18 protein-coding genes are annotated in these 21,154 nt (G+C 49.5%); 15 read left to right on the top strand and 3 right to left on the bottom strand.

Annotated elements, in window-relative coordinates; translation table 11 throughout:
- Positions 1-12 precede the first annotated feature (12 nt).
- From L9P87_RS07255 to L9P87_RS07190, 14 genes are all read left to right on the top strand, one after another.
- On the top strand, positions 13-915 hold the full coding sequence (locus L9P87_RS07255; protein WP_237444008.1) for an ROK family protein: 903 nt from the start codon (positions 13-15) through the stop codon (positions 913-915).
- Positions 916-1,036: 121 nt separating this feature from the next.
- Complete coding sequence (gene cobU / locus L9P87_RS07250) at positions 1,037-1,555, top strand: bifunctional adenosylcobinamide kinase/adenosylcobinamide-phosphate guanylyltransferase (protein WP_237444007.1); 519 nt, start codon at positions 1,037-1,039, stop codon at positions 1,553-1,555.
- Entirely contained in the window at positions 1,552-2,592 is a 1,041-nt protein-coding gene (gene cobT / locus L9P87_RS07245; protein ID WP_237444006.1) for a nicotinate-nucleotide--dimethylbenzimidazole phosphoribosyltransferase, read from the top strand. Before cobU ends, cobT begins: the two co-directional genes overlap by 4 nt.
- A gap of 23 nt (positions 2,593-2,615) precedes the next feature.
- A complete protein-coding gene (locus L9P87_RS07240; RefSeq protein WP_237444005.1) occupies positions 2,616-3,236 on the top strand; it encodes a histidine phosphatase family protein in 621 nt (206 codons plus the stop codon).
- A 177-nt stretch (positions 3,237-3,413) separates the two neighbouring features.
- Positions 3,414-4,769, top strand: coding sequence for a substrate-binding domain-containing protein (locus tag L9P87_RS07235; protein WP_237444004.1), 1,356 nt, complete (start codon positions 3,414-3,416; stop codon positions 4,767-4,769).
- 209 nt (positions 4,770-4,978) lie between these two features.
- Positions 4,979-6,010: a substrate-binding domain-containing protein gene (locus tag L9P87_RS07230; protein WP_435531787.1), complete on the top strand. Its 1,032-nt coding sequence runs from the start codon at positions 4,979-4,981 to the stop codon at positions 6,008-6,010.
- Between the two features lie 83 nt (positions 6,011-6,093).
- Positions 6,094-7,326 (top strand): phosphate ABC transporter permease subunit PstC, encoded by a 1,233-nt coding sequence (pstC, locus tag L9P87_RS07225; protein WP_237444003.1) that lies wholly within the window; start codon positions 6,094-6,096, stop codon positions 7,324-7,326.
- Complete coding sequence (pstA, locus tag L9P87_RS07220; protein WP_237444002.1) at positions 7,319-8,602, top strand: phosphate ABC transporter permease PstA; 1,284 nt, start codon at positions 7,319-7,321, stop codon at positions 8,600-8,602. The genes pstC and pstA overlap by 8 nt, the downstream gene beginning before the upstream one ends.
- 63 nt (positions 8,603-8,665) lie before the next feature.
- Complete coding sequence (pstB, locus tag L9P87_RS07215; protein WP_237444001.1) at positions 8,666-9,547, top strand: phosphate ABC transporter ATP-binding protein PstB; 882 nt, start codon at positions 8,666-8,668, stop codon at positions 9,545-9,547.
- 24 nt (positions 9,548-9,571) lie between these two features.
- The gene (gene phoU / locus L9P87_RS07210; protein WP_237444000.1) at positions 9,572-10,276 is read left to right on the top strand and encodes a phosphate signaling complex protein PhoU; all 705 of its coding nucleotides are present in this window, start codon (positions 9,572-9,574) and stop codon (positions 10,274-10,276) included.
- A 151-nt stretch (positions 10,277-10,427) separates the two neighbouring features.
- Complete coding sequence (locus tag L9P87_RS07205) at positions 10,428-13,916, top strand: ATP-binding protein (RefSeq protein ID WP_237443999.1); 3,489 nt, start codon at positions 10,428-10,430, stop codon at positions 13,914-13,916.
- On the top strand, positions 13,913-14,818 hold the full coding sequence (locus L9P87_RS07200) for a response regulator transcription factor (protein ID WP_237443998.1): 906 nt from the start codon (positions 13,913-13,915) through the stop codon (positions 14,816-14,818). Before L9P87_RS07205 ends, L9P87_RS07200 begins: the two co-directional genes overlap by 4 nt.
- Positions 14,819-15,288: 470 nt before the next feature.
- Positions 15,289-16,356, top strand: a complete 1,068-nt coding sequence (locus L9P87_RS07195; protein ID WP_237443997.1) for a hypothetical protein — start codon at positions 15,289-15,291, stop codon at positions 16,354-16,356.
- Between the two features lie 127 nt (positions 16,357-16,483).
- A complete protein-coding gene (locus L9P87_RS07190) occupies positions 16,484-17,248 on the top strand; it encodes a hypothetical protein (protein ID WP_237443996.1) in 765 nt (254 codons plus the stop codon).
- 68 nt (positions 17,249-17,316) lie between these two features.
- Here L9P87_RS07190 and L9P87_RS07185 read toward each other — a convergent pair whose 3' ends face one another.
- A complete protein-coding gene (locus L9P87_RS07185) occupies positions 17,317-18,633 on the bottom strand; it encodes an aminotransferase (protein WP_237443995.1) in 1,317 nt (438 codons plus the stop codon).
- 165 nt (positions 18,634-18,798) lie between these two features.
- Between L9P87_RS07185 and L9P87_RS07180 the strand changes: the two genes are divergently transcribed.
- Entirely contained in the window at positions 18,799-19,683 is an 885-nt protein-coding gene (locus tag L9P87_RS07180) for a LysR substrate-binding domain-containing protein (RefSeq protein WP_237443994.1), read from the top strand.
- Between the two features lie 35 nt (positions 19,684-19,718).
- Here the strand turns inward: L9P87_RS07180 and urtE are convergent, their stop codons facing one another.
- Both urtE and urtD read right to left on the bottom strand, forming a co-directional pair.
- Positions 19,719-20,414 carry an urea ABC transporter ATP-binding subunit UrtE gene (gene urtE / locus L9P87_RS07175; RefSeq protein ID WP_237443993.1) on the bottom strand — a complete coding sequence of 232 codons (696 nt, stop codon included), beginning with the start codon at positions 20,412-20,414 and terminating at the stop codon, positions 19,719-19,721.
- Positions 20,411-21,148, bottom strand: a complete 738-nt coding sequence (gene urtD / locus L9P87_RS07170; protein ID WP_237444386.1) for an urea ABC transporter ATP-binding protein UrtD — start codon at positions 21,146-21,148, stop codon at positions 20,411-20,413. The genes urtE and urtD overlap by 4 nt, the downstream gene beginning before the upstream one ends.
- Positions 21,149-21,154: the final 6 nt, after the last annotated feature.

Genomic DNA, 21,154 nt, shown 5'->3' with positions numbered 1-21,154 from the left:
TAAAGGTTTCGCATGAAGCAGTGGCGACTGGGCATCGACCTGGGTGGTACAAAAATAGAAGCGCAGTTGTTCGATGACGAGAATAATGCCTGCTGGTCGAAACGTTTGCCGACACCAAGAGGCGACTATCAGCAGACGCTCGAGACGATTAAGCGCTTGGTCAGTGGTGCCGGTGAATTCACCGATCAACCATTTTCAATTGGTTTGGCAACACCGGGGGCGCTGTCAAAAACCACGGGCAGAATGAAAAATTGCAATTCAATTTGTCTCAATGATCAGCCTCTACAGCGAGATTTAGAGGCTAATTTGCAGCGTCCAGTTCGGCTGGCAAACGATGCGGACTGCATGGCACTGGCTGAGGCCATCGACGGTGCTGCCAGTAAGGCCAGCTCAGTTTTCGGTATTATTTTGGGTACCGGTGTCGGCGGTGGCGTGGTGGTAGAGCAGCGGTTGCTGTCAGGCCCCAATGACATTGCCGGAGAGTGGGGACACAACCCTGCTGTGGCCATCGCCGGCCATCATTACTCACGGCCCTGCTACTGCGGCAGGCTCGATTGCATAGAGACACACCTGAGTGGCCCGGGGCTGGTAAAAACGTATCAATTGATAGCCGCAGACAACGCCGATTCGGCGATGACCAGCTTCGATATAGTGGCCAGAAAAGGTCAGTATTGCGACATGGCGCTGGAGCAATACTACCAAATGATGGCCGCCTGTATCGCTCAGATTGTCAATATGTTGGACCCCCACGTCATTGTTTTAGCCGGCGGTATGTCGCGGTTACCGGGTGTGTTAACAGAGCTTGAGGCGAGGCTGGCTGATCATGTTATTGGCGACAGTGTGAAGACCCAATTGTGCCTGTCTCATCACGGCGATGCCAGCGGTGCCAGGGGGGCTGCCTGGTTGTGGCCGTAACCCTGCATGAAGCAGCACAATCAAATGAACAAACGGTAGCTTGCCAGCTTCTCGCGGCACGCTATGATTGCCCGCCAGCAACAGACCAACTTGCCACGGGCTAAAGAAAGGATTAACGACTGTGAAACAATTGATTTTAGGCGGCGTTCGCTCCGGTAAAAGTGCTCTGGCAGAGCAGCTTTGTCGTGACAGCGAAAAGCAGGTTATTTATGTCGCCACGGCCACCGCCGGTGATGACGAAATGACTCGACGGATTGCCCGTCATCGTGCCGACCGTCCCGGTCAATGGCCGACAATTGAAGAGCCGATTGCATTGGCCCAAGCACTGACCCGCTATAACGATGAAAAATATTGCTTGATGGTCGACTGCTTGACCCTGTGGCTGACCAATAATTTATTGGCAGAGGTAGACTGTTGGCAGCAGCAAAAACAGGCACTGCTGGCGCTACTGCAGGATTTTAAAGGTGACATAATATTTGTCAGCAACGAGGTGGGCTTGGGTATTGTGCCCTTGGGGGAGCTCTCTCGGCGATTTAGCGATGAGGCCGGTTGGCTGCATCAGGCGCTGGCAAAACAATGCCACCGCGTTATTTTTGTGGTGGCCGGGTTGCCACAGGTGTTTAAAGGTGAGGCGTTATGACTATGTGGTATCAGCAGGCAGCAAAAGAAATCAATGTTGAGATGAAGCTAGAGGCGATCAAGCGACAATCGGTGCTGACCAAACCACCAGGCTCGCTCGGCCAGCTTGAGGCTGTTGCTGTAGCGCTTGCCTCGATGCAGGGTGCGGTAAAGCCGGTGCTAAAAAAGCCGTATATTGCAATTTTTGCCGGTGATCATGGCGTCGCAAACCAGGGTGTATCGGCTTTCCCGCAGGTGGTCACCGGTGAGATGATTCGAAATTTTTCCGCCGGTGGTGCCGCTATCACAGTAATGGCAAAGCAGATGAACGCGGGCTTCAGTGTGTTAAATATGGGAACCGCTTATTATGTGGAGCCACTGGAAGGCGTGATTGACGTCAGTATTAAACCGGGCACGGATGATTTTAGTCAGCAGCCCGCCATGACCCCAGCCGAAACAGAGGCCTGTTTACAGACCGGCGCTGATTTTATTGATGGTCTCGACTGCGACATTTTTATTGGCGGCGAGATGGGTATTGCCAATACCACCTCAGCGTCTGCGTTAGCGACAGTCTTGCTGGTGCAAAACGCCGATGATTTAGCTGGCCCCGGCACCGGTGTCAGTAAGGACGTGGTCGATCACAAGGCCCAGGTTATTGCCGCCGCCATCGACTTACATCAGCCATCGGCGGAGCAACCTGTTGCCTTGTTAGCAGCTCTGGGTGGCCTGGAAATCGCCGGACTGGTCGGCGCTTATATTCGTTGTGCTCAACGTGGTTTGCCAATCTTAGTTGATGGCTTTATTGCCACTGTGGCGGCGCTTATCGCGGTTAAAATCAATCCCTCCGTTCGGGATTGGATGTTGTTTGGCCATAGTTCTGCAGAGCCTGGCCACGTCAAAGTACTGCGTCAGCTTGAAGCGAAGCCGATACTGCAGCTCGATATGCGCCTCGGTGAGGGGTCTGGCGCTGCGGTGGCGTATAGCGTTGTACAATCAGCGCTGGCCTTACATAATCAAATGGCAAGTTTTGCCGATGCCGGTGTCTCAACCGGCGAATAGTGTGTGCAGGGGCGAGGTGTACTATGGATGTAACAATTATCGACTTGCTGCGTCATGGCGAATGTCAGGGCGGAGAAATATTTAGAGGCACCACTGATGTCGAACTGACCGACAAAGGCTGGCGGCAAATGCAGGTCAGCAGCGCTTGTGAGAGCGCGCCGTGGCAGCAAATTATTACCTCGCCATTGAAACGGTGTGCGCTATTTGCCGAGCAGTTGGCAGCACAGCATCAGCTGCCCTGTACCAGGCACCAAGATTTTGCCGAGATTAGCTTTGGTGATTGGGAGGGCTGCTTGGTCAGTGATGTCGAGCGCGAGCAGGGTGAAAATTTAAAGAAGTTTTGGCATTCACCGACGACTAACACACCACCGAACGGAGAGCCGATGGTGGCATTTTCAGATCGTCTAGACCGTGGCTGGCAAAGTCTGTTGGCGGATTACCGTGGCCAGCATCTGCTGCTGGTCAACCATGGTGGGGCGTTGCGGGTGTTATTGACCAAGATATTATCGATGCCGCTTGATGCCATTGTTCAGCTGGATGTCCCCTACGCCTGTTTCACACGGGTTAAAATCTATCACAGTAATGGCCGCAGCGATTGGAGCCAGTTGGTAAGCCATAATACCTCGATTGAAATGCTGGGTTAGTTTGAAATGTTTGCAGGTATCGGCTGCTATTCTGTCGTTGCTGTCAGGCTTACGCTTCGGCTAGCCAGCCTAGGCTGTCATTAAGTTGTCATTTTTCTGTCACTAATAGTTCATCTTTTGTTATTAAAATAGTCAAAAATAATAACGTTATTATTGTTGTCTAGGGTGTTAATAACTATGATTTTGAGAAAAGTGGCAGGCCAAAATATCCTGCTGATAATACTGTGCATCGTGCTGTTATTGCCCCGTTCAGCAGTGTCTGAGGAGGTTATATTTTCGCTGTCTGGTTCCAATACTGTCGGCGCGAAACTGGCGCCGGCTCTGGTGATTGGATATTTGAAAAGTGTCGGTGCCGAGGCGATTAATATCGAACCCAGCGCGACAAATAACAATGAGTCGGTGATAAGGGCTCGACTGCTGAGCGATAATGGATTGTACCAATTAATTTCGGTGCATTTGGCTGCTCATGGTTCCAGCACGGGATTCAAGGCGTTAAACAGTGAGGTGGCTGATATTGCCATGTCGTCACGGCAGATTAAGCCCAAGGAAGTAAAACGCCTACAGCGCTTTGGCGATCTCAAGGCGATAGGGGCTGAACATATAATTGCTATCGATGGATTAGCTATTATAGTTCATCGGGATAACAAACTTCAGACTTTGTCTAAAACACTTTTAGCAAAAATATTTTCTGGTGAAATTAATAATTGGCAACAGCTCGGCGGCGCTGATACAGCGATTAATCGTTATGCACGTGATGATCAATCGGGTACTTGGGATACATTTAAAAAGCTGGTGCTGGGTAAGGTGCCGCTGGATAAGTCGGCAGAACGTTTCGAATCCAATGCGGAGTTGTCTCGTCGAGTCAGTACCGACCTCTATGGTATTGGCTTTGTTCCCTTGGCCGCAGTGGGGCAAGCCAAGGTGTTGTCGGTATCGGACGATCAGACTCGGGCGATGAGACCGCAGCAAATCAATGTTGCCACAGAGGATTACCCGCTGGCTCGGCGATTGTATTTGTATACTCGCCCGGATGTGGATAACCCCCATATTCTACATTTTATTGACTACGTGATGGCGCGACAAGGGCAGACGGTGGTCGAGGACATCGGTTTTATATCGCAGAATATTATTGCCGTTAAACAACCAATAGTACGTGGTGCCCCCGATAATTATAACGAGCTGATTCGGCGAGCGCAGAGGCTGAGCGTCAATTTTTATTTCTCACCCGGCAGTTCTAAACTTGATACCAAGGCCTACCGTGACTTACTGCGATTAGAGCACTATTTTGCCCGCGAGCAGAGTGGTGATGAGGTTTGGTTGGTAGGTTTTAGCGATCAGAAAAGCAGCCCGGCATTAGAATCATTGTTGGCCAGACATCGGGCTCTGAAGGTGAAGAATAAACTGCATGGCAAGGTAGAAAATATTCAGCCGGTGATGAGTGTTGGTGCGTTTATGCCGATTGCGAATAATGCCGATGATGCGGCCAAGATGAAAAATGGACGGGTTGAAGTCTGGCTGTCATCAGCACAATGAAATAATAAAAATATGTTTTCTCTTTGCCCCGGTCGGCCCGATTTTATCGTGGTTGATGCGGGGCTTTTTTGTCCCTCATAATTTCGCCCGCCTGTCACGGAAGCTTCATATTACGTTCACGTAACTGTCAATTGTCAGCGCTAAGATATCCGGTATTAACAGAAAGTAAGTCATCAGCATTTAAATATAATAACTTATTGGAGTAGATCATGAAAAAAACACTGGCAGTCATGGCCCTTACAGGTCTCGTATCAACCGTCGTTCAGGCTCAGCAGCGCGATTACATCAGTATTGTTGGCTCGTCGACGGTATATCCCTTCTCTACCGTAGTGGCAGAGCGTTTTGGCATGAATACCGACTACAAAACCCCCAAGGTTGAATCGACAGGCTCGGGTGGTGGTTTCAAGCTATTTTGTGCCGGTGTTGGCACCAATACACCTGATATTACCAATGCCTCGCGGGCGATTAAGCCATCTGAGGTTGAGCTGTGTAACAGTAACGGCGTTAAAGACATTATGGAAGTTGTGATTGGCTATGATGGCATCGTATTAGCCAATGCCAAGAGTGCAGCCCAGTATGACTTGTCTCTTCGCGACATATACCTCGCTTTGGCGCGTAATGTACCAAACCCTGACGGCTCTGAGACTCTGGTTGAAAACCCGTATCAGACTTGGAACGATGTGAACCCAGCGCTTCCGAACAGCAGGATCGAAGTATTGGGTCCACCACCGACATCGGGTACCCGTGATGCATTCGCTGAATTAGCGCTGGAGGGTGGCTGTAAAACATATGGCTGGATCAGGGCGATGAAGAAGCAAGATAAAAAGAAGTACAAGGCTGTCTGCCATGGCGTGCGTGAAGATGGTGGCTATGTTGAGGCGGGCGAGAACGACAACCTAATCGTGCAAAAATTACGTGCAAACCCAACCATGCTAGGCATTTTTGGCTTCTCCTATCTCGATCAGAATGCCGATGTTGTGCAGGGCGCAAAGATCAATGGTGAGCAACCCGAATTTGAAAAAATATCTGATGGTTCCTACCCGGTATCACGCTCACTGTTCTTCTATGTCAAGAAACAGCACATCGAGAAAACACCAGGAATTGAAGCCTTTTTAGCCGAGTTCACCAGTAAAAAAGCAATGGGCGAGCAAGGTTACCTGGTCGACAAAGGTATGATTCCGCTAAATAGCGAGTACTACGCGAAGATCAAGAGCAACGTTAAAAATGGCGTTACCTTATAAGTTATCAATAGCAGTTTTTAAGAAAAGAAAGCCATGGACGAAGGAGAGACTGCGGCCATGGTTTTTCAGGTTTTAAAATTATTATGACAAGTATTATTTATATAACTTTTATGGTGGTTATGGCGGCATTCTTTGTGTTTAAGTCGTATAAAAAGGCGGTGATTGTACAATACAACGCACTCGCCGCTAACAACCAGAGGATGTCGGCTAAGCCGATTTATCACGCCAGTTTTACCGCTATCGCCGTACTGTTAGCGGTGGTGGTGGCAGTGATAGTAATTCACATTGTCACTGTATTTCTAACGCTTGAGCTTAATACGATTTATGTTGGTTCAATATTGTTGATTGTCGCTATCGCCGGTGGATTTTATGCCAGTGAGCGAGTGAGTCAACAATTCAACGCCAGGGTCGTGGTCGAGCGATTTATTCAATTGTTGCTGTTTTTTTGTGCCGCTATCGCGGTGTTAACCACCTTTGCTATCGTGTTTTCAGTGTTGTTTGAATCGATTCGATTTTTTAATGAAATCCCTCTTAACGATTTTCTTTTTGGTTTGCAGTGGAGCCCGCAAATTGCCATGCGTGAAGATCAAGCCGGTGCCACAGGTTTGTTTGGTGTTGTACCGTTGCTGGCGGGTACCTTGTTGATTACTGCCATCGCCATGTTGATTGCGGTGCCAATAGGGCTGATGTCTGCAATTTATTTGTCGGAATATGCCAGCGAAAAATACCGCAGCATGTTGAAACCGGTGTTGGAATTATTGGCCGGTATACCGACAGTGGTCTATGGCTTTTTCGCCGCGCTAACAGTGGCACCTTGGGTACGGCAGCTGGGTGAATCCATTGGCTTGTCGGTGTCATCTGAAAGCGCATTGGCTGCTGGTATTGTGATGGGGGTGATGATCATACCCTTTGTTTCATCGTTATCCGACGACGTTATTCGCGCTGTGCCCCAGACGTTGCGAGATGGTGCGCTGGGCTTAGGTTCAACACGCAGTGAAACCGTTAAAAAAGTGGTATTGCCAGCGGCGTTACCGGGCATTATTGCCGGTGTTCTGCTGGCTATCTCCCGTGCCATTGGTGAAACCATGATCGTGGTCATGGCGGCGGGAATGGCGGCAAAGCTAACGGCTAATCCACTGGAATCGGTCACTACCGTAACGGTTCAAATTGTCACTCTGCTCACCGGTGATCAGGAGTTTGACAGCGCCAAGACACTGGCAGCCTTTGCTCTTGGTCTGGTGCTGTTTGTGATTACCCTGATGTTGAATGTGATCGCGCTGTACGTGGTGAACAAATACCGAGAGCAATATGACTAATACGAATAATGTTGTTGCGAACAACTTAAAAAAACGCTACCGAAAAGAAAAAATATTTGCAGGCTTCGGCCTGTTATCAGTGGCCTTTGCCGCCTTTTGTTTACTGTTTCTATTGATTGATATTACCGGCAAGGGCATCGGCGCATTGACGACAACAACTATTGCGTTGGAGGTGACATTTGACCCGGATTATCTCGGCATAGAGATGCCGTTAGACGGTAAGTTGGCCTCGCAAGCGTTGCTGCGTTCCGGTGATTATTTGGCGGTGTTGCGCAGTGCTATCTATCAGCGCCTAGAGGTAAGTAAGCGTAAAGATCGTCGTGCCGCAGCCAGTCTGTGGAGCATCGGAGCAGAGTACGAGTTGCGTGATTACCTGCTAGAAAATCCGCAACAGTTAGGGCAGACAGTAGCTTTGCCACTACTGGCTGATGATGAAGTTGATACTTATCTAAAACATTATTATGACACGGGTGAGGTTTATGGCCGGGTCGGCGAACAGCGTCAGTCATGGATCGATCAACTCAAGGTCAGCGGCGAAGCGAAGACGGTGTTTAATCAACGATTCTTTACTAACGGTGATTCGAGAGAACCTGAGTTGGCCGGTATTCGCGGGGCCTTGATGGGGTCGGCATTGACCTTGGTGATTACGCTGTTTTTATCCTTCCCAATCGGTGTGGCAGCAGCGCTCTACCTGGAAGAATTCGCGCCAAAGAACCGTTGGACGGCCATGTTGGAGATCAATATTAATAACCTCGCGGCGGTACCCTCTATTGTCTTTGGCTTATTGGGGGTGGCGGTCTTCATTGCCTTCTTCAATATGCCGCGCTCGATTCCCCTGGTGGGTGGATTAGTGTTGACATTAATGACACTGCCAACCGTCATTATCGCCAGCAGAGCGGCGATTAAATCGGTTCCGCCCTCTATCAGAGAGGCGGCATTGGGTATGGGCGCGTCTAAGACTCAGGTAGTGATGCATCATGTACTACCGCTGGCGATGCCGGGCATGTTGACCGGTTTGGTTTTAGGTATGGCACAGGCGTTAGGCGAGACTGCGCCGTTGCTGATGATCGGTATGGTGGCTTTTATTGTTGATATCCCACAGACGTTTACCGATCCCGCGGCAGTCTTACCGGTACAAATTTTTCTCTGGGCTGACAGCCCCGAACGGGCATTCACCGAGAGGACATCGGGGGCCATTATTGTCCTGTTAGTTGTCTTGGTGGTAATGAACGCCTTTGGAGTCTGGGCCCGTAGAAAGCTTGAGCGACGCTGGTAGTGAAGCGAATAGTAAACTCAAGGTTTTCAGGCGGAATAATCAAAAGAATATTGGAGACGAATAATGAATAGTGCTGCAACCGTGGTCGACAAGGCGTCTATCAAGACGAAAAAGACTGAAAAAATTCAGGCCAGTCACTTAAACATCGAGCAATTTGACAGCCATACCGTTGGCCAGCCCTTTGCCGATGATGCCAAGATATCAGTACGCGATGTGGCGGTGAGTTACTCGGGTAAAACAGCGATTTCAGACATCAATTTGGACATTGCCAAGAATCAGGTCATTGCGTTAATCGGCCCGTCAGGCTGTGGTAAATCGACTTTTCTGCGCAGTATGAATCGAATGAATGATACGGTTGTCGGCTGCCGTGTTGAAGGCAGAATCTTACTCGACGGGCAGGATATCTATAGCAAGAAGCAGGACGTTGTCGAGCTGAGGGCAAAGGTGGGTATGGTTTTTCAAAAACCCAATCCATTTCCTAAATCGATCTTTGATAATGTTGCCTATGGTGCAAGAATTCACGGTATTGCTACTGGCAAGAGTGAGCTTGGCCATATTGTTGAAAGCAGTTTGATCAAGGCCGGCTTGTGGAATGAGGTGAAGGATCGTCTACATACACAGGGTAATGGCTTGTCCGGTGGTCAACAACAGCGGCTGTGTATTGCGCGTGCAATTGCCGTTGACCCAGAAGTGATACTGATGGATGAACCCTGCTCGGCACTGGACCCGATTGCCACGGCAACCATCGAGGAACTGATGCATGAACTCAGCAACCGTTACTGTATTGCCATTGTTACCCATTCTATGCAGCAGGCGGCTCGCGTGTCTAACAGAACAGCTTATTTTCATCTCGGAAAATTAATCGAAGTAAACGATACCGACACAGTATTCACCAATCCAGAACATGAATTAACAGAAGCATATATTACCGGTCGTTTCGGTTAATAAATACAGATTATGAGGTTTACTATGAGTTTAAAAAACCATATTTACAGCCAGTATGATGAAGAGTTGATGGCACTTAATGATGATATCTATCGCATGGGTGTCTTGGTGGGTAAACAATTGGTGGCGGCGGTGTCAGCGTTGTCGACTAATGATCAAGCGCTGGCTTCGAAGGTGCGAGCTGCCGAGAGAGAGATTGACCAGCTCGAAATCATCGTCGACGATAAGTGCGCACATATTTTGGCTGTTCGCCAACCTGCGGCCCGGGATCTGCGTTTGATCCTGTCGATTTCCCGTATCGCTCGTGATTTAGAGCGCGCAGGTGACGAGGCCAATAAGATCGCAAAAATTGTTGAAAACTTGAAAAGCCGCAACGAGGTGTTTGCCGATGGTCGATTAAAAAAAATGGCCAACGATGTGAATGCTCAATTAGAGCGGGCACTGAGTGCTTTTAGCAACGGTGATGTCGGGATGGCCGTCGATGTCATTCGCTCAGATAAGAGGATTGATCAGCAATATGGCAAGGGTATTCACGATGCAATGAAGATGATGAGCGAAGACTCTGACAGCATAGAGAGTGTCATGGAGATTATATGGACGCTGCGTAGTATTGAGCGTGTCGGCGACCATGCATTGAATGTTGCCGAACAGGCAATCTATTACAAGCTGGGCAAGGATATTCGCCATGTTTCGGTGAAATCGTTGTTGGACGATATCGCCCAGTCTTGACCAAAACGCTTGCGCTTATGGGTGAATTTTATTGCCGATCACACATGGTATGATATCAGCTTAAATAACGGTCATTGTCACCGACGACGATAATAATACACCGTGCCGAGATCAAACCCTGTGGACAAAACGGTATGCAGACAATCAACAAATGGCAAAAGCAGCCGAACATGAGGCTGTTATGAGGGCGTCGCAGTCGATTTTTCGTGTTCGCCGACAATATAACCAGTGGGTGGGCAACCAGACGCTGGAAGATTATGCTCTGCGTTTTACCGCCAAGACCGCCCGTCGTTTTAGCATTGGCCAGGTAGGTCTTACCGCTCTGGGTGCAACCGCCTTCTTAGCCTTGGAGGCTCTGGCTGCGGCCTCGACCTTACAGTACGGGTTTATCAATACCCTGTGGGCTATGTTGACGGTTGCGCTGGTCATCTTTCTCACTGGTTTGCCCATCAGCTATTATTCGGCCAAACACGGTCTGGATATAGATCTGCTTACCAGAGGCGCAGGCTTTGGCTATTTAGGCTCGACAGTGACTTCGCTGATCTACGCCTCCTTTACCTTTATCTTCTTTGCTATTGAGGCGGCGATTTTTGCCTCCGCCTTAAACGCCTTGTTCTCCATTCCCCTGGCGCTGGGTTATATTCTTTCTGCCCTGGTGGTGGTACCCATTGTCACCCATGGTATTTCAGCTATTAGCCGGTTTCAGATTGGCAGTCAGCCGCTGTGGTTGATTTTGCAACTGACAGCCTTGTTCAGCGTGGCTTACTATGAGTTTGATCAGGTCTCCAACTGGGCCAGCTATGCGCCGGCAGATGTGCCTCAGGGTGGCGGCTTTAGTCTGATGTTATTTGGCGCCTCGGCATCACTGTTTTTTGCCATGGTGGCACAGATTGGTGAGCAAGCTGATTATCTGCGTTTTATGCCAGAGAAAACCGCCGCCAACAAACGGAATTGGTGGTTTTGGTTGATTTTAGCCGGCCCCGGCTGGATTTTTATCGGCTTGATTAAGATGTTGTTTGGCTCTTTTCTGGCCTATTTGGCCATCGTCAACCTGGTCGATTATGAGCAGGCCATCGACCCGGTCTACCTGTACCAGTTAGCCTTTGGTTATGTCACCGAATCACCCACCATGGCGTTGCTGTTAGCAGGGGTAATGGTGTTGATATCACAGATGAAAATCAATGTGACCAACGCCTATGCCGGCTCTATTGCCTGGTCAAACTTCTTCTCCCGACTAACCCACAGTCACCCCGGTCGAGTGGTGTGGTTAATATTTAATTTGGTCATCGCGGTGATCTTAATGGAATTGGGGATTTATCGAGCCTTGGAGGCGGTGCTAGGCATATTTTCTATCGTGGCAATCAGCTGGTTGGCCTCGCTGTCGGCCGACTTACTGATTAACAAGCCGTTGAAGCTAAGCCCGAGTATTATCGAGTTTAAGCGCGGCCACCTGCATGATATCAACCCTGTGGGTGTCGGCTCATGGTTATTCTCTTCAATATTCGGCATCAGCTGTTACCTCGGTGTATTCGGTGATAACGCCAGCTATTTGGCCCACTTTATCAGCCTGCTGAGTTGCTTTATTTTAGTGCCCGGTATTGCCTGGTTGACCGGGGGGCGTTTTTATCTTGCCCGAACCTCGCCCGAGTTGGATGCGTTAATTGCCAGCGATAAAAATGCCGCGGTGTTTAACCCGGTGTTGCCCCATCAACATACCAGCATCGAGTGCTGTATCTGCGAAACCGCTTTCGAGCAGGAGGATATGAGTTACTGCACGGCGTATCTAGGGCCAATATGTTCGCTGTGCTGCTCGATAGATGCCCGCTGCTTGGACAGCTGCAAACCAGAGGCGCGCTTAGGCGGACAATTGTATAAACGTATTAAGGCGTTGTTGCCGCAGCGATTAGAGCCGGTTGCCGATTCACACTGGCTGCGTTTTATCTTGATATTTGGCGCGGCAAACTTACTGAATACACTGCTGCTGGCGTTGGTGTATTTTCATCTTCAACCCCAGGTTGGCGACCAGTCGGCATTTGTCGAGCAGGTGATCTGGGCAGTATTTTACACTCTGTTTATACTCTCTGGCGTGGTTTCGTGGCTGTTTGTTTTGGCTCACGAGAGTCGTATTGTAGCCCAGCAGGAATCTAACCGTCAGACACAGTGGTTGATCGATGAGATTGATGCCCATCAGAAAACGGATAAAGAATTGCAGCTGGCGAAAGAGGTGGCTGAGAGCGCCAACAGCGCCAAGACACGATATCTATCCGGTATTAGCCATGAGCTGCGTACGCCGCTGCAGTCTATTCTGGGCTATGCGCAATTATTGGCCGATAAGAAAGATATTCCTGAGCAACATCAACAGGGCTTGAGGATTATCAAGCGCAGTGGGGAGTATTTAACGGATCTTATCGAAGGCTTGCTCGATATCTCAAAAATTGAGGCGGGACGATTAGATATCTATCGCAACAAGGTTAATATATTGGCCCTGATCGAACAGATGACAGAAATGTTCAGGCCGCAGGCCGAGGCAAAAGGCCTTGTTTTTAACTGCCATATTCATCATCAGCTGCCACAGCAAGTGATTGCCGATGAAAGGCGGCTACGTCAGATTTTGATTAATTTACTGTCCAATGCGGTTAAATATACCGAACAGGGGCAGATCGATTTCCACATTCGTTACCGTAATCAGGTGGCAGAATTCTCCGTTGTCGACAGCGGCGTCGGTATCGATAAAAATGATTTGGCCAGAGTGCTCGACCCGTTTGAGCGTGTGCGTAATGAGCAAGTCGTCAATATTCATGGTACCGGTTTGGGGTTGACCATAGTGCGGTTGCTAACAGAAATCATGGGGGGTAACCTGGAAGTCGATAGCGAGATAGGTGAAGGCAGCAGCTTTACTGTCTCACTGATGCTGTCGTGGGTTAATAACAAGGGCAGTGAAAGCGATAGCGCCGAACTTGAGCAAAGAAGAATTGTGGGCTTGGCAGGGGTGACTAAGACGGTGATGATCGTCGATGACGAACCGCTGCACCGAGGCTTGTTGACCGATATCTTAGCTCCACTGGGCTTTATTACCGTTGAGGCGGGTGATGGTGAGCAGGCGTTGTCAATGCTGTCTGATATTACGCCAGACCTGTTTTTGCTCGATGTATCAATGCCGGGAATGAGCGGCCTTGACCTGGCTCAGTTGTTACGTAATCAACACTATCAAACGCCTATTATTATGCTGTCTGCCGATGCCACTGAACGCCATCGTAGCCCGGAAGATCATCACGCCCATGACGATTACATGGTAAAGCCGATTCGCAATCAGCTATTGTTGGAGAAAATAGCGACGCTGTTAGCCCTACGATGGCGTTATGAAGATGAGGAACCGAGGGTCTATTCATCGAGTGGTACATCACAGCCCACAGTTGAAACGGTGTCACTCAAACAGTGGTTGCCGCCTGAGCATCCCTTGATGGATGAATTGTTATCCTATGTACAAATAGGGCACAAGAAAGGTGTCACCAAGGTGCTAGCGGCGCTGGAACAGCAGGCGGTGGTCGATGGCGAAATTATTGCCTCGCTGCAAGAGCTGGTATTATCAATGCGATTTGACTCAATAGAAGCACTGCTCAGTAGGGAACAAAACGTATGATGGCCTTGGATAGTGAAGATGTCGTATTAGTCGTCGATGACTCCGCCGATGCGTTGAGCTTGGTGAACGATACATTGGAGCAAGCTGGCATCAGTGTATTAGTTGCGTTAGAGGGCAAGCAGGCGCTGACGATTGCCAAGCGAATGAAGCCCGATATGATTTTACTCGACGCCATCATGCCAAAAATGGATGGCTTCGAAACCTGTAAACAGTTGAAGCAAATCCCTGAGCTGGCCTCGATTCCGGTGATTTTTATGACCGGCCTGAGTGATTCTGAGAGTGTGGTCAAGGCCTTGGGTGCAGGGGGTGTCGACTATATAACCAAGCCTATTCGCCCCGATGAGTTGTTGGCACGGATGAAGGTCCACCTCAATAATGCGCGTTTAGCGCAGAGTACCAAGCAGGCTCTGGACTCCACGGGTCAATTTTTGATTACCGTTAATCAGCAGGGTAACTTACTGTGGGCTACGCCACAGGCTTATAGTTTATTCGAGCAATCGGATGTGACATCGCTGCTGTTTCAACAGCTCGTGGGTAATCAATTGGCCATGTGGTTGGCGCATCAGCCAAATCCGCAACAAGCTCTGATGTTAGAGGGGTTATCCAAGCCAATAGAGGTTGTCTTCATCGAGTCGAGAGAGGGTAGCCAAGCGCTGCTGAAGTTGGTCGATGGCAATAAACTGAGTGACGAAGAGATATTAATCAGCCAACTGGGGGTGACGAATAGAGAGGCCGATGTATTGATTTGGATTGCCAGGGGAAAGACTAATCGAGAGATTGGTCAAATCTTGGATATCAGCCCGCGTACGGTCAATAAGCATTTGGAGCAGGTGTTTAATAAGCTTGAGGTCGATAACCGCACCGCCGCCGCAACGGCTGCCATTACCTTACTCAATCAGTAAGTTTTTTAAAAAATAAAAAAGTGGCCGGGGTGTGGTTAAACCAAGGGGTAGATCTTCGCTCATCACCCCGACCATAAGCGGTGTGATAACCAGCTGAAGAGCATAGGCGATGTGAAGTTACAGGGCTAATAGCTATTGGTAATCACGGTGTTAACCGCAGGAGCATCCCAGCTGAACCCTTTTTCATAATAGGCACATAGACTGAATTCTCTGCGTCATCTACTTAGCTTTTTTAGGGTGACAATCGATTCGCCCTGGATCAGTGTGCTGCAATCGCCATGTTTCACTTAGTGAATCCACGTATTATCCTTTGTTGATAACTATTTGTTATCAACCAAATTCATTATGGTTGTTGGTTATTCTTTTGAAGTATAATCATACTTCGTTTCACTTACTGGCAACTAAAAATCTTTGTTAATGGATTAACCGTTCGGTAACGCTTTTCAAACATTTTTATAGAGAGTGAAACTATGATGAACTTTGCTGTGACAAAAAAGATTCTCGCCATTGCTATCGGCACCGCCATTGTAACCGGTTGTTCTTCTTCCGGTGGCTCTAAATCCCCTGCTATGCCTGATGACCGAATGGAGCACCCTGAGTGGGGTAATCCCGGCTTTGGCAATCCCGAAAGTGACCCTGGCTTTGGCAATCCCGAAAGTGACCCTGGCTTTGGCAATCCCGAAAGTGATCCTGGCTTTGGCAATCCCGAAAGTGATCCTGGCTTTGGTAATCCCGAAAGTGACCCTGGCTATGATGGCCCAAGCGGCCCTGTCAGTGAAGGCATAGAGCGTGGTCATGGTGATTTTATCGAGAATACAAGCGGTCTGGTCTTTGCCGGCGATAATGGTCGGCAATTATCCGTAGCCTCTGGTGAGGTGGTGTTTACCGATACACAGGGCAGGGTGACGCTGGTCGGCAATATCGAGCAACATGAGATTGGCGGTAACGAATACACCGTATTGCGCAGCGAGAGTGGCCAGGTATTCGGCTTTGTCACGGTTGATAACGGCTCGGCAAAACTGACCACCCACGACGGTAAATTCGTCCGGTTAGATGTCGACGGCGACCGTATTGTAGTCAGTGTGGGTAACGGCAACAGCCCTATTTTGCCGCCTGCTGGAACAGACCCTGAGTTTGGCTTGCCGCCTCAGGATGGTGACCCGCTTCGTCCCTCAATTAATATTATCGATGATGACAAGTCATACAGAACAGTGATTGAGGATGGTTCAGGTAATGATCAGTTTGAAACAGCCATTACTTTTGTTGATGGCACAACGATAGAGATCTCACGCAATAGCTGGGCAGGTGGCAGTGCTATGGATAGGCAGGGAAATAGCTACACCATCGATAGCACCAATGATGCTTATCATGTGATTGAACGTGTGGGTGATGATTGGTCGGTAACCGTTCCTAAAGAGATTGTATCGAAGGCTCAGGCTGAAACAGCCTCAGCTTTATCTGCAGACCAGCGTCGTCAGATGAAACAACGAATAACGTCTATCAAGTCACAGTTAAAAGCTCGCTTTGCCAATCGCTAAATACAAGCAGCTATCGACGCTCTGCGGTTTGCGGAGCGTAAGTCCTACCGTTGATAGCCGGTGAAACCGCGCAAATGTCATGTGCACATTCTGTGCCCACTATTGCTGATGATGAGAGAATGGATTGATGTCATTATTCACCGTTGTAAAGTTAAAACCAAAGAAAATAATTTTCTCACTGCTGTTGATTATTTCTACCGTAGTATCGGCTGACCAAGACGATGATTTTAACCCGTTGGTCGTATCGAATCAGCAGACTCAGAAACTATCGAAAACAACACACGATGCCTCGCCAGACTTTGGCTTTAATGTGTCGAAATCAGAAAATTCCGATGATTATATCGCCACTTTCTCGGTCAATATTCAGGCCACGGAGGAGATGCGCTTTTCCTTCGATATTGATAATACTGGCTACCTCGAAGTTGGTGCCGGCTACGGTTTCGTCGTCAGCCAGTTTTATATTGAGCCCTATGTCAGTTATGGCAAGGCCGATAATATCGATATTAAAACCCTGGGCAGCTTTGCCGGCATTGCTTTGACACCCAAAATAATACTGTTTGCCGACATCTCACATGAGTGGCGCGACGATACTTTTTTGCTAGATTTGCCAATATTCGATTTATACAGCCGTGAGTGGAAGAATGCTATCGGCGCCAGCTACAGCCTGACACCGTCGATTGAGACCAACTATACGCTGCGACACGACCGCTTATTAGCAGGAGCAACAAATTACAAAAATGATAATGTTACCAGTCATGAATTGGTGGCCAGTTATCAAACCAAGTGGCTCCAGCCTTATGTTAGTTATACCTATGGCCCGCATCGGGTGACGCCCGGTCAGCCGATCAGTGCTGAGAGCAGTTTTGAAATCGGTGCCAGTGTGAGCTTTTAATTTTTTGAAAGCATAAAAAAGCCCTTGTCGGTCATCGGCAAGGGCGTTTAAAGATCGGTCATTTTTGTTTAGAGCTGATTGAGGCTAAGGGTTAGTTTATCGACCAGCTCGTCGATCTGCGCCGTGGTGATAATCAGCGGTGGGCAGATTGCAATGCTGTTGCCAGCCACAGGGCGCAGGATTAAGCCATTGGCCTGACAGTTGGCGGCGGCGATATTGGTTAACTCACCAAGCTTGGTGTTTTTGCTGGCGGCGGCATCGGCACAGAGTTCGACGGCGGCGATCAGGCCTTTGCCGCGAACCTCGGCCACCATTGGGTGCTGTCTCAATGTGGCCAGCTTTTGTTGTAGGTAGGCGCCGGTGTCGGCGGCCTGAGAAAAGATATTGTCGCGCTGATAAATTTCCATGGTCTTCAGTGCAATGGCACAGCCCACGGGGTGGCCGCTGTAGGTATAGCCGTGGCCAAAGACGCCGACGTTGTTGCTCTGCTCACGCATCGCCTCATAAATATCGCCACGGATTACCGAAGCGCTGATGGGGAAGTAGGCTGACGACAGCTGTTTGGCAAACGTCATCATGTCGGGCTTTTCGATGCCCATGGTGGTGCAGCCAAAGTCGTTGCCGGTACGGCCAAAGCCGGTGATAACCTCGTCGGTCCAGAATAAAATACCGTGGCGATTGAGAACCTCCTGCACTTTCTGATAATAGCCTTCAGGTGGCACGATAACGCCGCTGGCACCGGTAATAGGCTCGGCAATAAAGGCGGCAATGGTGTCTGCACCCTCGCGAATGATCAGTTGCTCGAGGTTGTCGGTGATACGAGTGACAAACTCCGCCTCGCTCTCACCGGGAAGGTGGCCAGAAAAATAGTGCGGGTGATCAGTGCGCAAAATACCCAGCGCATCTAACGGTGCATCAAAGTGTTGCAGGTTGGCCGGCAGACTGGTCAGCGAGCCAGCGGCGACAGTGACGCCGTGATAAGCCCGTTCACGGGTAATAATCTTTTGCTTCTGTGGCTGGCCGATGGCGTTAAAGTAATAGCGCAGCAGTTTAATATGGGTGTCGTTGGCATCGCTGCCGGAGTTACCAAAAAATATTTTGGCGTCGGTGACCGGTACCATCTCGGCCAGTTTGTCCGCCAGATCCATACCGGGTTGATGGGTCTTGCCACCAAACATGTGGCTGAAGGTCAGCTTCTCCATCTGCTGGGTGCTGGTTTCAATCAATTCTTTGTTGCCGTAACCGAGTGAGGTACACCACAGACCGGCCATGCCTTCGAGGTATTGCTTGCCGGCCTTGTCGTAGACGTAAATACCCTCGCCGTGGGAGACCACCATCTGTTCGGTATGGAGTAGGTTGGTGGTGGGGTAGATGATATTGGTCATGGTCATGGTCCTGCTTAGGCCAAATAGATGAAAGCGTTGATGCTTATTATAGAGTCTCTGCGGAGAGGATTAATCATTGCCAGCCCAGACTACACTCTGATAAATTCACCGCAACTGATAAATTTAGACCATAATGGTGATATAAACTCACCATAGAGGCTGTTTATGATACTGAGTCGCCGAGAATTACCCCTTAATGCCCTCCGTGCCTTCGAGGTTGTCGCCCGTCACAGCAATATGCGCCGTGCTGCCGAGGAACTGGGAGTGACTCACGGCGCGGTCAGCCGACAGGTGAAACAGCTGGAGCAGCGTTTGGGAGTGGCGCTGTTTGATCGCCAGCATAACCGTCTGCAATTAACCTCGGCGGGTAAGCGGTTTCAGGTGGGTGTGCGTTCAGCCTTCGATAAAATTGTCGATGCCAGTTATTACCTCAACCCGGAATCAATGACTGGGGCATTAGTTATCGCCGCCACACCGAGTATTTGTGTCGGCTGGTTGGTGCGATTACTACAGGGCTTTCAGCTCAAGTACCCAGAGATCGAATTACAGATACAGAATATTACACCCGGCCAACGACAGATACCGGCCGATGTCGATGTCGCCATCTGCTATGGCCAGCCGGAGGTGACAACTCGTGTTTGCCAGCGCCTATTTCATGAGAATTATTTTCCGGTGTGCTGTCCGAGTTTATTGCAGTCATCGTCGCCGATAGAGCAGCCTGCCGATGTCTTACGTTACCCGCTGCTGCACGATAGACATCAGGTATGGCGTCGTTGGCTGGCGCATACCGGTGTCGAGGGCGAGGCCGTCGCCAATGTGACCTTCCCTGAGTCTTATCAGGTAATGAGTGCGGTTCGTGCCGGTATGGGGATCGCCCTAGTGGAGACGATTGAGGTGGCAGAGGAGTTACAAAACGGTCAGCTGGTGCGGTTGTCAGATGAGGTCGTGGCCGCCAGCCAGGGACAATATTTAGTGATGGACAATGAGTCTCGCATGTCGGCCCGAGCCCGCGCCTTTGTCGAGCATTTACAGTCGGCATTGGCGCTGTAGTCACAGCGTCAATGCCGCTTATTCGGCGGGCAGGCTTAGACCGATAAATGTTGCTTAATCAACTCTTCGGTAAGATTTTCCATCTTGTCGCTGGCGACGATCCGCCCCTTTTCCATCAGTCTGAACTCCTTGCCGACACGGCGGGCAAAGCCGAGTTTTTGCTCGATCAAAATAACCGTCAGGCCGTCTTCCTCATTAAGTTTTAAAATAACATCGCCAATCTGTTTGACAATGTTGGGCTGAATACCCTCATTGGGCTCATCGAGAATTAATACCTTGGGCTCGATGACTAACGCCCGGGCGATGGCCAGTTGCTGTTGCTGTCCTCCGGATAAATCACCGCCGCGGCGGTGCAACATATCCTTGAGTACCGGGAACAATTCGAAGATTCTCTCGGGTACCTTCTTGGCCTTGTCCTTGCGGCAGGGCAGGCCAATACGGAGGTTTTCCTCAACGGTTAACAGGGGGAAAATATCACGCCCCTGTGGCACGTAGCCGATCCCCATATAAGCACGCTGCTCGGCATCCATGTTTTCTATCGACTGGCCCTCGAATAAGATTTCACCGCTGTTGATCGGCAATAATCCCATCAAACTTTTGAGTAGCGTGGTCTTGCCGACGCCGTTTCGTCCCATAATACAGGTGCATTCGCCGGGTTTTATGTGCAGGTTTAAATCCCATAAAATTTGGGTGCCGCCATACAGCTGGTTTATATTGTTAAAGGTAATCATGCCTCTTCCCCTAAATAGACTTCGATAACATCCGGGTTGTTTTGCACCTGATCCATCGACCCTTCAGCCAACACGCTGCCCTGATGAAGAACAGTTACCGTGCGGGCGATACTGCGAACAAACTCCATATCGTGTTCGACCACTACCACGGTGTGGTCGCCTGCCAGCGAGGTCAGCAGCTCTGCCGTACGCTCTGTTTCCTGTGCGGTCATACCGGCAACAGGTTCGTCGATCAGCAATAGTTGTGGCTCTGATGCCAGTAACATACCGATTTCCAACCATTGTTTTTGACCATGAGAAAGGGCGCCAGCGAGTTGGTTGCGAGCATTGTAAAGACCAATGGTATTGAGTACTTCTTTAATGCGGCCAATCTCACCCTTGGAGAGCTGGGTAAAGAGAGAGTACCAAATCCCCTTGTTGGTTTTGAGTGATAACTCTAAATTTTGAAAAACGGTTTGCGCCTCGAAAACCGTCGGTTTTTGAAACTTTCGGCCGATGCCTAATTGGGCTATCTCGGGTTCAGATTTATCTAACAGATTGTGGGTTTGACCAAAATAGACGCTGCCGGCATCCGGCGTGGTCTTGCCGGTAATAACGTCCATTAACGTGGTTTTACCAGCGCCGTTAGCGCCGATTAAACAACGGAGTTCGCCCGCCTCGATATAGAGGTTGAGATTGTTTAAGGCCTTGAAACCATCGAAGCTAACCGATAAGTCTTCGACATAGAGCAACATGTTTTT

The organism is Sinobacterium norvegicum, assembly GCF_923077115.1.
Classification (GTDB): Bacteria; Pseudomonadota; Gammaproteobacteria; order Pseudomonadales; family Sinobacteriaceae; genus Sinobacterium; species Sinobacterium norvegicum.
The sequence above is the reverse complement of the archived record's forward strand: the minus strand, read 5'-3'. Positions and strand labels throughout refer to the sequence as shown.